The 14015-nt window shown below is 53.9% G+C and carries 13 protein-coding genes; 7 read left to right on the forward strand and 6 right to left on the reverse strand.

All coding sequences use genetic code 11. The annotated features are described in order from the left end of the window. Positions 1-10: 10 nt before the first annotated feature. Entirely contained in the window at positions 11-415 is a 405-nt protein-coding gene (locus WB371_RS09785; protein WP_336219882.1) for an OsmC family protein, read from the reverse strand. A 306-nt stretch (positions 416-721) separates the two neighbouring features. Here WB371_RS09785 and crp point away from each other — a divergent pair, with 306 nt between their 5' ends. Together crp and WB371_RS09795 are read left to right on the forward strand one after the other, a co-directional pair. After that, positions 722-1354, forward strand: coding sequence for a cAMP-activated global transcriptional regulator CRP (gene crp, locus WB371_RS09790; protein ID WP_000242758.1), 633 nt, complete (start codon positions 722-724; stop codon positions 1352-1354). Between the two features lie 50 nt (positions 1355-1404). Beyond that, on the forward strand, positions 1405-3492 hold the full coding sequence (locus WB371_RS09795; RefSeq protein ID WP_336219883.1) for a YccS/YhfK family putative transporter: 2088 nt from the start codon (positions 1405-1407) through the stop codon (positions 3490-3492). A gap of 89 nt (positions 3493-3581) precedes the next feature. Here WB371_RS09795 and argD read toward each other — a convergent pair whose 3' ends face one another. From argD to ppiA, 5 genes are all read right to left on the reverse strand, one after another. Then, the gene (gene argD / locus WB371_RS09800; protein WP_336219884.1) at positions 3582-4799 is read right to left on the reverse strand and encodes a bifunctional acetylornithine/succinyldiaminopimelate transaminase; all 1218 of its coding nucleotides are present in this window, start codon (positions 4797-4799) and stop codon (positions 3582-3584) included. Between the two features lie 84 nt (positions 4800-4883). Next, positions 4884-5447, reverse strand: a complete 564-nt coding sequence (pabA, locus tag WB371_RS09805; protein ID WP_336219885.1) for an aminodeoxychorismate synthase component 2 — start codon at positions 5445-5447, stop codon at positions 4884-4886. A 31-nt stretch (positions 5448-5478) separates the two neighbouring features. Continuing rightward, positions 5479-6081 carry a putative adenosine monophosphate-protein transferase Fic gene (locus tag WB371_RS09810; protein WP_336219886.1) on the reverse strand — a complete coding sequence of 201 codons (603 nt, stop codon included), beginning with the start codon at positions 6079-6081 and terminating at the stop codon, positions 5479-5481. Beyond that, a complete protein-coding gene (locus tag WB371_RS09815; RefSeq protein WP_336219887.1) occupies positions 6071-6238 on the reverse strand; it encodes a YhfG family protein in 168 nt (55 codons plus the stop codon). The genes WB371_RS09810 and WB371_RS09815 overlap by 11 nt, the downstream gene beginning before the upstream one ends. A 106-nt stretch (positions 6239-6344) precedes the next feature. Beyond that, the gene (gene ppiA, locus WB371_RS09820) at positions 6345-6917 is read right to left on the reverse strand and encodes a peptidylprolyl isomerase A (protein ID WP_336219888.1); all 573 of its coding nucleotides are present in this window, start codon (positions 6915-6917) and stop codon (positions 6345-6347) included. Positions 6918-7183: 266 nt separating this feature from the next. Between ppiA and tsgA the strand changes: the two genes are divergently transcribed. The 5 genes from tsgA to cysG all read left to right on the forward strand — a co-directional run bounded on the left by tsgA (position 7184) and on the right by cysG (position 13955). Next, complete coding sequence (tsgA, locus tag WB371_RS09825; protein WP_336219889.1) at positions 7184-8365, forward strand: MFS transporter TsgA; 1182 nt, start codon at positions 7184-7186, stop codon at positions 8363-8365. 353 nt (positions 8366-8718) lie between these two features. After that, the gene (nirB, locus tag WB371_RS09830; RefSeq protein ID WP_336219890.1) at positions 8719-11262 is read left to right on the forward strand and encodes an NADPH-nitrite reductase large subunit; all 2544 of its coding nucleotides are present in this window, start codon (positions 8719-8721) and stop codon (positions 11260-11262) included. Next, positions 11259-11585 (forward strand): nitrite reductase small subunit NirD, encoded by a 327-nt coding sequence (gene nirD, locus WB371_RS09835; protein WP_336219891.1) that lies wholly within the window; start codon positions 11259-11261, stop codon positions 11583-11585. The genes nirB and nirD overlap by 4 nt, the downstream gene beginning before the upstream one ends. Positions 11586-11760: 175 nt before the next feature. Next, entirely contained in the window at positions 11761-12570 is an 810-nt protein-coding gene (gene nirC / locus WB371_RS09840) for a nitrite transporter NirC (RefSeq protein ID WP_336219892.1), read from the forward strand. An 11-nt stretch (positions 12571-12581) separates the two neighbouring features. Beyond that, on the forward strand, positions 12582-13955 hold the full coding sequence (gene cysG, locus WB371_RS09845; RefSeq protein ID WP_336219893.1) for a siroheme synthase CysG: 1374 nt from the start codon (positions 12582-12584) through the stop codon (positions 13953-13955). Positions 13956-14015 lie beyond the last annotated feature (60 nt).

Genomic DNA, 14015 nt, shown 5'->3' on the forward strand with positions numbered 1-14015 from the left:
CATAAAAAAATTACGCTGCAATCACTTCATACGAATGCGTAATCTTGACCGCTTTTTCCAGCATCAGCGCCACAGAACAATACTTCTCTGCGGAGAGATCAACCGCACGCGCCACGGCAGCATCCTTCAGATCGTTACCAGTGACAATGAAATGCAGATTGATATGAGTAAACAGACGCGGTGCTTCTTCGCGACGCTCTGAGGTTAGTTTGACTTCGCAGTTGGTGACATCCTGACGGCCTTTTTGCAGAATCGAAACCACGTCGATCGCACTGCATCCTCCTGCCGCCATCAATACCATTTCCATCGGACTTGGTGCTTTATCACCGGAGTTACCGTCCATCAAAATCTGATGTCCGGAAGCCGACTCCCCGAGGAAAGTTAACCCTTCAACCCATCTAACCCGCGCTTGCATATCATTTACTCCAGTGCGTCAATTTTCCTGACAGATTACGCGTACATAACAATTCTCGCAACGGAAGGCGACCTGCGTCATGCTGAAGCGAGACACCAGGAGACACACGGCTAAAGCTATGCTAAAACAGTCAGGATGCTACGGTAATACATTGACGTACTGCATGTATGCAGAGGAGTTCACATTAAAGGCTGCAGTTTTTTTTGACAGCCTCTTCCCAGGAAGCGGGAAGCGTATTTTTGCAACCCCAGAGACAGCGGCGTTTTCTTGGCTCTGGAGACAGCTTATAACAGAGGATAATCGCGCATGGTGCTTGGCAAACCGCAAACAGACCCGACTCTCGAATGGTTCTTGTCTCATTGCCACATTCATAAGTACCCGTCGAAGAGCACGCTGATTCACCAGGGTGAAAAAGCAGAAACGTTGTACTACATCGTTAAGGGCTCAGTGGCCGTGTTGATTAAAGACGAGGAAGGAAAAGAAATGATCCTTTCTTATCTGAATCAGGGTGATTTTATTGGCGAACTGGGCCTGTTTGAAGAAGGTCAGGAACGTAGCGCATGGGTACGAGCTAAAACCGCCTGTGAAGTGGCTGAGATTTCCTACAAGAAATTCCGCCAGCTAATTCAGGTTAACCCGGATATTCTGATGCGCCTCTCTTCCCAGATGGCTCGTCGCCTGCAAGTCACTTCCGAGAAAGTGGGTAACCTGGCATTCCTCGATGTGACTGGTCGTATCGCCCAGACTCTGCTCAATCTGGCGAAACAACCCGATGCAATGACCCACCCGGACGGTATGCAGATCAAAATCACTCGCCAGGAGATTGGTCAGATCGTTGGCTGCTCTCGCGAAACCGTTGGTCGTATTCTGAAGATGCTGGAAGATCAAAACCTGATCTCCGCTCACGGTAAGACCATCGTCGTTTACGGCACTCGTTAATCCATCGGAAATGACGCGTTACGAAGTAGCGCGTCATTTTTGCCTTCCCGATGTGGCGCAGACTGATTTACCACCCAGAAATCAACTACGCACTACGTCAAACGCTGGTGCTCTGTTTGCCCGTGGCTGTCGGCCTGATCGCCGGGCAGTTACATCTGGGCTTACTCTTTTCACTCGTTCCTGCCTGCTGCAACATTGCCGGGCTTGATACCCCGCACAAACGCTTTTTCAAACGGCTGATCGTCGGCGCATCACTGTTTGCCGGATGTAGCCTGATCATGCAACTGCTGCTGGCACAGGCAATACCTTTACCGCTGATCCTCACCGGGCTGACATTAGTGCTCGGTGTCACGGCAGAGCTAAGTACCTTACATGCCCGTCTGCTTCCAGCCTCGCTCATTGCCGCTATTTTCACGCTGAGTCTGGCGGGAAACATGCCGGTGTGGGAGCCCTTACTGATCTACGCGCTGGGTACGTTATGGTATGGATTGTTTAACTGGTTCTGGTTCTGGCTGTGGCGCGAACAGCCGCTGCGCGAGTCTCTGAGCTTGTTGTATCGCGAACTGGCGGACTACTGCGAAGCCAAATACAGCATGCTGACCCAGCATACCGATCCAGAGAAAGCCTTACCGCCGTTACTGGCGCGTCAGCAGAAGGCTGTCGATCTCATCACCCAGTGTTATCAGCAGATGCATATGCTCTCGGCGCATCACAATAATGATTACAAGCGAATGCTGCGCGCCTTCCAGGAAGCGCTGGACCTTCAGGAACATATCTCCGTCAGCTTGCATCAGCCGGAAGAGGTGCAAAAGCTGGTTGAACGAAGCCACGCAGAACAGGTGATTCGCTGGAATGCGCAGACCGTCGCCGCGCGCCTGCGCGTGCTGGCGGATGACATTCTCTACCATCGTCTGCCAACGCGATTTGGTATGCCAAAACAGATTGGCGCACTGGAAAAGATTGCCAACCAGCATCCGAATAACCCCGTGGGACAGTTCTGCTACTGGCACTTTAGCCGTATTGCGCGAGTGCTTCGCACCCAGCGCCCGCTGTACGCCCGTGATCTAATGGCCGATAAACAGCGGCGATTACCGCTGTTGCCCGCGCTGAAAAACTACCTGTCACTGAAATCCCCGGCGCTACGTAACGCCGGACGCATCAGCGTAATGTTAAGCATCGCCAGTCTGATGGGAACAGCGCTGCATTTACCGAAACCTTACTGGATCCTGATGACAGTGCTGTTTGTGACGCAAAATGGTTATGGCGCCACTCGCGTGCGCATTCTGCATCGCTCGGCCGGTACGCTGGTGGGACTGATTATCGCAGGCATAGCCCTGCACTTTCATATCCCTGAAGGCTATACGTTAGGTCTGATGCTGTTGATTACGTTGGCCAGCTATCTGACTATTCGCAAGAACTACGGTTGGGCGACGGTGGGTTTTACTATCACGGCGGTGTATACCCTGCAACTGCTGACGCTGGATGGCGAACAGTTCATCATTCCTCGCTTTATCGATACGGTTATTGGCTGCCTGATAGCCTTTGGCGGCACGGTATGGCTATGGCCGCAGTGGCAGAGTGGTCTGTTGCGTAAGAACGCCCACGACGCACTGGAAGCAGACCAGGAGGCCATCCGTCTGATCCTCAGCAACGATCCGCAGGCCACACCGCTGGCTTATCAACGCATGCGGGTAAACCAGGCGCACAATACACTGTTTAACTCGCTGAATCAGGCGATGCAGGAGCCGGGATTTAATACCCATTATCTGGAAGAAATGAAGCTATGGGTAACGCACAGTCAGTTTATCGTTGAGCATATTAACGCGATGACTATCCTGGCGCGCGAGCATGCGATGTTGACGCCGGATCTGGCCCAGCGATATCTGCAATCCTGTGAAATCGCCCTTCAGCGCTGTCAGCAGCGGCTGGAGTATGACGGACCGGGCAGTTCAGGAGATGTGAACATACTGGAGGCCCCCGAAGCGCTCACCCACGGCCCTCTGAGTACAATGGAACAGCATCTGCAACGCATTCTGGGACACCTGAACACCATGCACACCATCTCGTCGGTCGCATGGCGCCAGCGGCCGCACCACGGAATATGGCTCAGCCGCCGGTTGCGGGATATGCGGGGTTAACACTGATTGCCGGATGGCGGTGTAACGCCTTATCCGGCCTACGATAAGCACACCTGTTGGCCGGATAAGCGGTAGCGCCATCCGGCGTTTCAACCTACCACCTTCGCCACGGCCTGGGCGAAACGCTGCATCCCTTCGTCGATATCCGCCTCATCCACCACCAGCGACGGGGCAAAGCGCATCACATCAGGGCCAGCATTCAACACCATCACGCCAGCATCCGCCGCCGCATAAAGAAAATCACGCGCGCGCCCTTTATACTGCGGTTTCAGCTCAGCCCCAATCAACAGCCCCATGCCACGAATATCGCTGAACACGTGGTACTGCTCATCAATCTGCTGAAGATGTTGAACAAATTTCTGCCGTTTTGCCAGCACGCCGCCTAACACCTCCGGCGTGTTGATAATATCGAATGCCGCTTCTGCCACCGCACAGGCCAGTGGGTTACCGCCGTAGGTCGAACCATGAGAACCCACGTGAAACGCCGAGGCGATCTCCTGCGTCGTCAGTACAGCGCTTATCGGAAAACCTCCGCCTAACGCTTTTGCGCTGGTGAGAATATCTGGCGTCACGCCGTAATGCATATAAGCAAACAGATCGCCAGTGCGCCCCATTCCGCATTGCACCTCATCAAACACCAGCAGCGCCTGATGCTGATCGCAGAGCTCACGCAGCCCTTGCAGGAATTCCGGCGTAGCGGCCAGAACGCCCCCTTCCCCCTGCACCGGCTCAACCACGACCGCGCAGGTATGGTCATCCATCACCGCTTTTACCGCATGGAGATCGTTAAACGGAACGTGGACGATATCCGCTGGTTTCGGCCCGAAGCCATCGGAATATTTCGGCTGACCGCCAACGCTGACCGTAAACAGCGAACGACCATGAAAGGCATTATGAAAGGCAATAATTTTGGTTTTGAACGGACTGTGGCGCACACACGCGTAATGTCGCGCCAGTTTAAAGGCCGTCTCATTGGCCTCCGTCCCGGAGTTCATAAACAGCACACGTTCGGCAAAAGTGGCATCGATGATCTTGCGCCCAAGACGCAGCGCGGGCTCATTGGTGAAAACGTTACTGGTATGCCAGAGCGTTTCGCCCTGGGCTTTCAGCGCATCCACCAGCGCAGGATGGCAATGCCCCAGCACGGTTACCGCAATGCCACCGGCAAAATCGACGTAGTCTTTGCCCTGCTGATCCCAGACCCGGCTGCCTTTCCCCTTTACAGGAATAAACTCTGCCGGTGCATAAACGGGCAGAATGACTTCATCGAACGTTGCCCGGGTTACTGCTGTTTGTTCAGTTGCCATCTCATGACCATCCAGTTACGCAAAATGAATGTGAAAATATAATCACAAAATATGCATAAAAAATCACTAGATAGCAACCACTAATCACCGGTTGAGGAAATTTGCCAGCAACGAATGCCCCTGCTCACTGAGAATACTTTCCGGGTGGAACTGTACGCCTTCAAGATCCCACGTTTTATGGCGAATCCCCATAATTTCCTGCGTCTCACTCCAGGCGGTGATCTCAAAGCAGTCAGGCAGCGTCGCGGGATCGATGACGAGAGAGTGATAGCGCGTGACCGTCAGTGGGTTGGCTAATCCCTGAAACACCCCTTTCCCTGTGTGGCGAACGGGTGAGGTTTTTCCGTGCATAACCTTCGCCGCGCGCACAATGGTCGCGCCAAAAGCCTGCGCCATTGCCTGATGCCCCAGACAGACACCGAGGATCGGCAGACAACCGGCATAGTGGCGAATCACCGCCAGCGAAATCCCGGACTCATCCGGTGTGCAAGGGCCTGGCGAAATAACGATTTTTTGTGGATTCAACGCCTGTATCTGCGACAGCGTCAGCTCGTCATTGCGCTTCACCAACACGTCAGCGCCCAGTTCGCAAAAATACTGGTAGAGGTTCCAGGTGAAAGAATCGTAATTGTCGATTAGCAGGATCATGGCGGCTCCGGTACAGGAAAACCGCGCTATTTTACTCAGTTTCCTTGGCTTCGCTTACCCCTTTACGAAATATCGCCTGCAACGCGCTGAGATCGCCCATCGCGCCTTGCTGATTCGCCTGGTTCCATTCGTCCACCGCGACCTCCCCCCAGTGAAGCAGGTAACCCGCGTGAAGGGCCAGTTGCTCAAAGAAAATCCGCTGCGCCATCCCACTGCCGAGGCGAAACGGGTGCAGCACATTGATCTCGCAGTAATAATGCGCAAGGCGATCAACGAATTTATCTTTCGGCAACCCGGTCAGGTATTCCTCTTCTTCCAGGTCCTGCATCAGGGCATTGCCCTCTTTTTCGATGTATGCAAAATGGCAGAACCGGGTATCCCCCTGATAAATATCCACTTCGCGCAGTTGACCGGCCCAGTCAAACACATCCTGATAGAGCTGACGATGAATCGCACAGAGATGAGGCAAGCCGCGCTTCAGCGGCCCCAGTTCAATGGTCGCGGCCCGCAGCGCGGTAAGCTCATATGCGGCCTGCGCCAGACGCTCGACCTGGTGAATACCCAGTCGGTTGCGCATGACGTTGAGTCCAGGATAGAGATAGGGATCGCGATCGTCGCCGATTTTATCGCTCATAGTGCCTCCGGAGTTCTTCAAGACGCGCCAGCGCGTCGGCTGCGTTAAGCGTGATTAATGGACTTTCGACGCCTTCAAGACGACGACTGGCCCGGAAATTCACGTTGCGCTGCTGCTCCCAGAGTCGGGACTTTTGCCTGTCGGTGAGTTTTTTCACTTTACGCCTCCCTGATAGATCCGTGTTGCCACAAGTATAAGCAGCAAAATAGGGTTATGCAGGGAAGGGAAAACGACGCGGGCATCAAAGCCCGCGCGCGAAGGGATTACGGCAGAACTTTTGCGGAGAGGATAACCACTGGTTTTGACGGCACATTCTGGTATGGACCGACATCATGCGTCTGCACCTGGGAAATTTTATCCGCCACGTCCATCCCTTTCACCACTTTACCAAATACGGCATAACCGAAGTCGCGCTGACCGTGGTCGAGGAAGGCATTATCGGCTACGTTAATGAAAAACTGGCTGGTTGCGCTGTCTTTGTCAGCCGTGCGCGCCATGGCAATAGTGCCACGCGTATTGCGCAAACCGTTATCGGCTTCGTTCTTAATCGGCGGGTTCGGTTTCTTCTGCTGCATCTGCTCAGTGAAACCGCCCCCCTGGACCATAAAGCCCGGGATCACGCGGTGAAAAGTGGTGTTGTTATAAAAACCACTGTTCACATAATCGATAAAGTTTTGCACTGAAACCGGCGCTTTTTGGCTATTGAGTTCCAGTTCAATATTCCCCGCAGAGGTTGTCAGCAGTACGTGCGGATCCCCTTTTGCTGCCAGCGCTGCAGGAGAGAGAGCAGAAAGAGCGAAAACAGCTGCAACAGCCGCCAGGGTCGATTTGAGCATGAGATTTCCTTTACGAGAGCAGTAACAAAAGCAAGTGCTTTGATTCTAAAGAGCCTTCAGAGACAAGACCATCCCTTTACCTAATTTTACGTACCAGAAACATCTGTAACTTCGACAACCACTTTTATAATTGTGACTTAGATCACACTGAAATATGTAATACATCCAGAAGTTGTCAATAAACATTTAAATACATCACTAAAACTCCTAAAATCTGCCCGCTCTCAGCGCAGCCAATGCGCTTTACTTCCATTTACAGGCCAGTCATGACTAACAGCAATCGCATCAAGCTCACATGGATTAGCTTTCTCTCCTACGCCCTCACAGGGGCGTTGGTCATTGTCACCGGGATGGTGATGGGAAACATCGCAGAATATTTTCAACTGCCGGTTTCCAGTATGAGTAATACCTTCACCTTTTTGAACGCCGGTATTTTGATCTCCATTTTCCTGAACGCCTGGCTAATGGAGATCGTTCCGCTAAAAACGCAGTTGCGTTTTGGCTTTATCCTGATGGTGCTGGCAGTGGCTGGCCTGATGCTCAGCCATAGCCTGGCGCTGTTCTCAGCCGCAATGTTTGTGCTCGGGCTGGTCAGCGGTATCACCATGTCGATTGGTACGTTCCTGATCACCCAGATGTATGAAGGGCGCCAGCGCGGTTCACGCCTGCTGTTTACTGACTCGTTCTTCAGCATGGCGGGGATGATTTTCCCGATGGTCGCCGCGTTCCTGCTGGCACGCAGCATCGAATGGTACTGGGTTTATGCCTGCATCGGTCTGGTGTATGTCGCCATTTTCCTTCTGACCTTCGGCTGTGAATTCCCGCCGCTGGGCAAACACGCCCCACAAAGCGACATAGCAGTGGTAAAAGAGAAATGGGGGATCGGCGTCCTGTTCCTGTCTATTGCTGCGCTGTGCTACATCCTGGGCCAGTTGGGTTTTATCTCATGGGTGCCAGAATATGCCAAAGGCCTGGGCATGAGCCTGAAAGACGCCGGTAAGCTGGTGAGCAATTTCTGGATGTCTTACATGTTCGGGATGTGGGCATTCAGCTTCATCCTGCGTTTCTTCGATTTGCAGCGTATTCTGACGGTGCTGGCCGCGCTGGCAACCGTACTGATGTATCTGTTTATCACCGGTACGCCACAACATATGCCGTGGTTTATTCTGGCTCTCGGCTTCTTCTCCAGCGCCATTTACACCACCATCATCACCCTGGGTTCGCAGCAGACTAAAGTCGCCTCGCCAAAGCTGGTTAACTTCGTCCTGACCTGCGGCACCATCGGCACCATGCTGACGTTTGTGGTCACTGGCCCGATTGTGGCGCACAGTGGGCCTCAGGCGGCTCTGCTTACCGCAAACGGCCTGTATGCCATTGTCTTTGTGATGTGTTTTATCCTTGGTTTTGTGACCCGTCATCGTCAGCATGACGCGCCGACAGCACAGTAATGTTATTTGCCGGATAGCGACGCATTGCGTCTTATCCGGCCTACGCAGGGCGATCGTCTTTCCAGGCCGGATCAGGCGCCACCGCCATCCGGCATTTTATCGTTTATCTCCACTTCCCCGAACGGCGTAAGCCACCCATTCTTTAGCGGTAGTCCTCCCTCACTAAAAGCCCCTCATTTTGTACGTTATTTGTACGATCGCGAAAAGTCTGATATTTCCACAACTTAAGAAAACACTGACAAATCAGCAATATACCACTTAAGAGGTATATAAAGGTGAATTTGATTTGCATCAATAAGCAGGGTTGCTGAATCGTTAAGGTAGGCGGCAATAGAAAAGAAATCGAGGCAAAAATGAGCAAAGTCAGACTCGCTATTATCGGTAATGGTATGGTCGGCCATCGCTTTATTGAGGACCTTCTTGATAAATCCGACGCTGCCAATTTTGATATTACTGTTTTCTGCGAAGAACCCCGCAAAGCGTATGACCGCGTACACCTGTCATCCTACTTCTCACATCACACCGCGGAAGAGTTGTCTTTGGTGCGTGAGGGATTTTACGAGAAACACGGCGTTAAGGTGCTGGTCGGCGAACGCGCGATCACCATCAACCGCCAGGAAAAGGTTATCCACTCCAGTGCGGGTCGTACCGTTTACTATGACAAGCTGATCATGGCGACCGGTTCCTATCCGTGGATCCCGCCAATTAAAGGTTCCGAAACCCAGGACTGCTTTGTTTATCGCACCATTGAGGACCTCAACGCGATTGAATCCTGCGCGCGTCGAAGCCGTCGCGGTGCGGTCGTTGGCGGCGGTCTGTTAGGTCTGGAAGCGGCAGGCGCGCTGAAAAATCTCGGTGTGGAAACCCATGTGATTGAATTCGCGCCGATGCTGATGGCTGAACAGCTTGATCATATGGGCGGTGAGCAGCTACGTCGCAAGATTGAAAGCATGGGCGTGCGCGTGCACACCAGCAAAAACACTCAGGAGATCGTCCAGCAAGGCACCGAGGCCCGTAAAACCATGCGTTTTGCCGACGGTAGCGAGCTGGAAGTGGATTTCATCGTCTTCTCCACCGGTATTCGCCCACGCGACAAACTGGCGACCCAGTGTGGTCTTGAGGTCGCACCGCGTGGTGGGATCGTGATCAATGATTCCTGCCAGACCTCCGATCCGGATATCTATGCCATCGGTGAATGCGCAAGCTGGAACAACCGCGTTTATGGCCTGGTCGCGCCAGGTTACAAAATGGCGCAGGTCGCCGTTGACCACATCCTTGAAAGCGAAAATGCGTTTGAAGGCGCGGACATGAGCGCCAAGCTGAAACTGCTGGGTGTTGACGTCGGCGGTATTGGCGATGCGCATGGCCGCACGCCAGGCGCACGTAGCTACGTTTACCTCGACGAAAGCAAAGAGGTTTACAAACGTCTGATCGTCAGTGAAGACAACAAAACCCTGCTCGGCGCGGTACTGGTCGGGGATACCAGTGATTATGGAAACCTGCTGCAACTGGTTCTGAATGCGATCGAACTGCCGGAAAACCCGGACTCGCTGATCCTGCCCGCCCATGCTGGCAGCGGTAAACCGTCCATCGGCGTGGATAAACTGCCGGACAGCGCGCAGATTTGTTCCTGCTTTGACGTCACCAAAGGCATGCTGGTCGCCGCCATCAACAAGGGCTGCCATACCGTTGCCGCGCTGAAAGCGGAAACCAAAGCCGGTACCGGCTGCGGCGGCTGTATCCCACTGGTTACTCAGGTGCTGAACGCCGAACTGGCGAAACAGGGCATCGAAGTGAACAACAACCTGTGCGAACACTTTGCGTACTCGCGCCAGGAACTGTTCCACCTGATTCGCGTGGAAGGCATCAAAACCTTCGAAGAACTGCTGGCGAAACACGGTAAAGGTTATGGCTGTGAAGTGTGCAAACCTACCGTGGGTTCTCTGCTGGCCTCCTGCTGGAATGAATACGTCCTGAAGCCGCAGCATACTCCGTTACAGGATACCAACGACAACTTCCTGGCAAACATCCAGAAAGACGGCACCTACTCCGTTATCCCGCGCTCTGCGGGCGGTGAAATCACACCGGAAGGACTGGTCGCCGTGGGTCGTATCGCCCGCGAATTTAACCTCTACACCAAAATTACCGGTTCTCAGCGTATCGGCCTGTTTGGGGCGCAAAAAGATGACCTGCCGGAAATCTGGCGTCAGCTGATTGATGCGGGCTTTGAAACCGGTCATGCCTATGCCAAAGCGCTGCGTATGGCGAAAACCTGCGTGGGCAGCACCTGGTGCCGCTATGGTGTAGGCGACAGCGTGGGTTTCGGCGTTGAGCTGGAAAACCGCTACAAAGGTATTCGCACCCCGCACAAAATGAAATTTGGTGTCTCCGGTTGTACCCGTGAATGTGCGGAAGCCCAGGGCAAAGACGTCGGCATCATTGCCACCGAGAAAGGCTGGAACCTGTATGTCTGTGGTAACGGCGGCATGAAACCCCGTCACGCGGACCTGCTGGCGGCGGATATCGATCGCGACACCCTGCTTAAATATCTCGACCGTTTCATGATGTTCTACATCCGTACCGCAGACAAGCTGACCCGTACAGCCCCGTGGCTGGACAATCTGGAAGGCGGTATTGAGTACCTGAAGTCGGTCATCATCGACGACAAACTGGGTCTGAACGACCATCTGGAAGAAGAGATGGCGCGCCTGCGCGAAGCGGTGGTGTGTGAATGGACGGAAACCGTCAACACGCCGTCTGCACAGGTTCGCTTCAAACACTTCATCAACAGCGATAAACGCGATCCCAACGTACAGGTAGTGCCTGAACGTGAACAGCATCGTCCGGCCACGCCGTACGAACGCATCCCGGTCACTCTGGTGGAGGAAAACGCATGAGCCAGTGGAAAGATATCTGCCACATTGATGACATCCTGCCCGCCACCGGCGTCTGCGCACTGTTGGGTGAAGAACAGGTTGCCATTTTCCGTCCGTATCACAGCGATCAGGTGTTTGCGATCAGCAACATCGACCCGTTCTTTGAGTCCAGCGTACTGTCCCGTGGCTTGATAGCGGAACACCAGGGCGAACTGTGGGTCGCCAGTCCGCTGAAGAAACAGCGCTTTCGCCTGAGCGACGGTCTGTGCATGGAAGACGAAAGTCATTCCGTAGCCCATTACGAGGCGCGCGTAAAAGACGGCATCGTACAGTTGCGCGGGTAATGAATTTTGGGGAGGCGCAATGCCTCCCTTTTTTGACGTATTTGTAGGTCTTTTATTGGTAGGCCTGATAAGCGTAGCGCCATCAGGCAATTGCAAAAGCACATTACCGGATGGCGGCAAAAATGCCTTATCCGGCCTACGGTTACGTTTTTATTTTTTCATTTTAAGGATAATCATGTTCACAGATACAATTAATAAATGTGCCGCTAACGCTGCGCGCATCGCTCGCCTGTCGGCCAATAATCCCCTTGGCTTTTGGGTCAGTTCCGCAATGGCGGGCGCCTATGTCGGTCTCGGCATCATTCTGATATTCACCCTCGGTAACGTGCTCGATCCTTCTGTCCGTCCGCTGGTGATGGGCGCAACCTTTGGTATCGCCTTAACGCTGGTGATCATTGCCGGTTCTGAATTGTTTACCGGGCATACCATGTTCCTGACGCTCGGCGTGAAAGCGGGCACTATCAGCCAGGGACAGATGTGGGCAATCCTGCCACAAACCTGGTTGGGTAATCTGGTCGGTTCCGTGTTCGTTGCGCTGCTGTATAGCTGGGGCGGCGGCAGCCTGTTGCCGGTCGATACCAGCATCGTCCACTCGGTCGCGCTGGCGAAAACCACCGCGCCTGCCACGGCGCTGTTCTTCAAAGGTGCGTTGTGTAACTGGCTGGTTTGCCTGGCAATCTGGATGGCAATCCGTACCGAAGGCGCCGCGAAATTCATCGCGATCTGGTGGTGTCTGCTGGCGTTTATCGCCTCCGGCTATGAACACTCCGTTGCCAATATGACGCTGTTCGCCCTCTCCTGGTTCGGCCATCACAGCGAAGCCTATACCCTGGCGGGAATTGGGCATAACCTGCTGTGGGTAACACTGGGTAATACTTTGTCCGGTGTCGTGTTCATGGGGTTAGGTTATTGGTATGCTACGCCAAAATCGGAACGTCCGGTTCCGGAAAAAATCAACCACACAGAGGCTACAGCCAATAACTAAGGGGTAATGTCGTGGATCATTTGCCTATATTTTGTCAACTACGCGACCGCGACTGTCTGATTGTCGGCGGTGGTGATGTCGCCGAACGCAAAGCGCGGTTACTGCTGGAAGCGGGCGCACGTTTAACGGTCAATGCGCTGGCGTTTATTCCACAGTTCACCGTATGGGCAAATGAAGGCATGTTGACGCTGGTTGAGGGATCTTTCGACGAAACGCTGCTTGACCCCTGCTGGCTGGTGATTGCCGCGACCGATGACGACGCAGTCAATCAGCGTGTCAGCGATGCCGCAGAATCCCGTCGTATCTTCTGTAACGTGGTCGATGCCCCGAAAGCCGCCAGCTTCATCATGCCATCGATTATCGACCGCTCACCGCTGATGGTGGCGGTCTCCTCTGGCGGTACTTCGCCAGTGCTGGCTCGTCTGCTGCGTGAAAAGCTCGAATCTTTGCTGCCTCAGCACCTGGGACAGGTCGCTCACTATGCCGGGCAGCTTCGTTCCCGGGTGAAAAAACAGTTCGCCACCATGGGTGAACGCCGCCGCTTCTGGGAAAAGCTGTTTGTTAACGACAGGCTGGCGCAGTCGCTGGCAAATGCCGATCAGAAAGCCGTGGAAGAGACCACCGAGCAGTTACTCAGCGAGCCGTTGGATCATCGCGGTGAAGTGGTGCTGGTTGGCGCGGGGCCTGGTGATGCCGGACTGCTTACCCTAAAAGGGTTGCAGCAGATCCAGCAGGCCGATGTGGTGGTTTACGACCGGCTGGTTTCTGACGATATCATGAACCTCGTGCGTCGCGACGCCGATCGCGTGTTTGTGGGTAAACGCGCGGGTTATCACTGCGTACCCCAGGAAGAAATTAACCAGATCCTGCTGCGAGAAGCGCAACAGGGCAAACGCGTGGTCCGTCTGAAAGGCGGAGACCCGTTTATCTTTGGCCGTGGCGGTGAAGAACTGGAAACTTTGTGCCATGCCGGTATTCCCTTCTCCGTCGTGCCGGGCATTACCGCAGCCTCCGGCTGCTCCGCCTATTCCGGTATTCCGCTGACCCACCGTGACTACGCCCAGAGCGTTCGTCTGGTTACCGGACACCTGAAAACCGGCGGCGAGCTGGACTGGGAAAACCTGGCAGCAGAAAAACAGACGCTGGTGTTCTATATGGGACTGAATCAGGCCGCGACTATCCAGCAAAAGCTGATCGAATTTGGTATGCAGGCGAATATGCCCGTTGCGCTGGTGGAAAACGGGACATCGACAAAACAACGGGTGGTTAACGGCGAGTTGTCGCAACTGGGCGAACTGGCAACACAGGTGGCAAGCCCGGCGCTGATCATTGTTGGCCGGGTAGTCGGGCTGCGCGATAAGCTGAACTGGTATTCAAACCATTAATCTGCCGGCACAGTATTACTGCAAAAAAAATCCGGGAAAATTTCCCGGATTTTTTACATT

The organism is Citrobacter amalonaticus, from assembly GCF_037053465.1.
Lineage (GTDB): Bacteria > Pseudomonadota > Gammaproteobacteria > Enterobacterales > Enterobacteriaceae > Citrobacter_A > Citrobacter_A amalonaticus_H.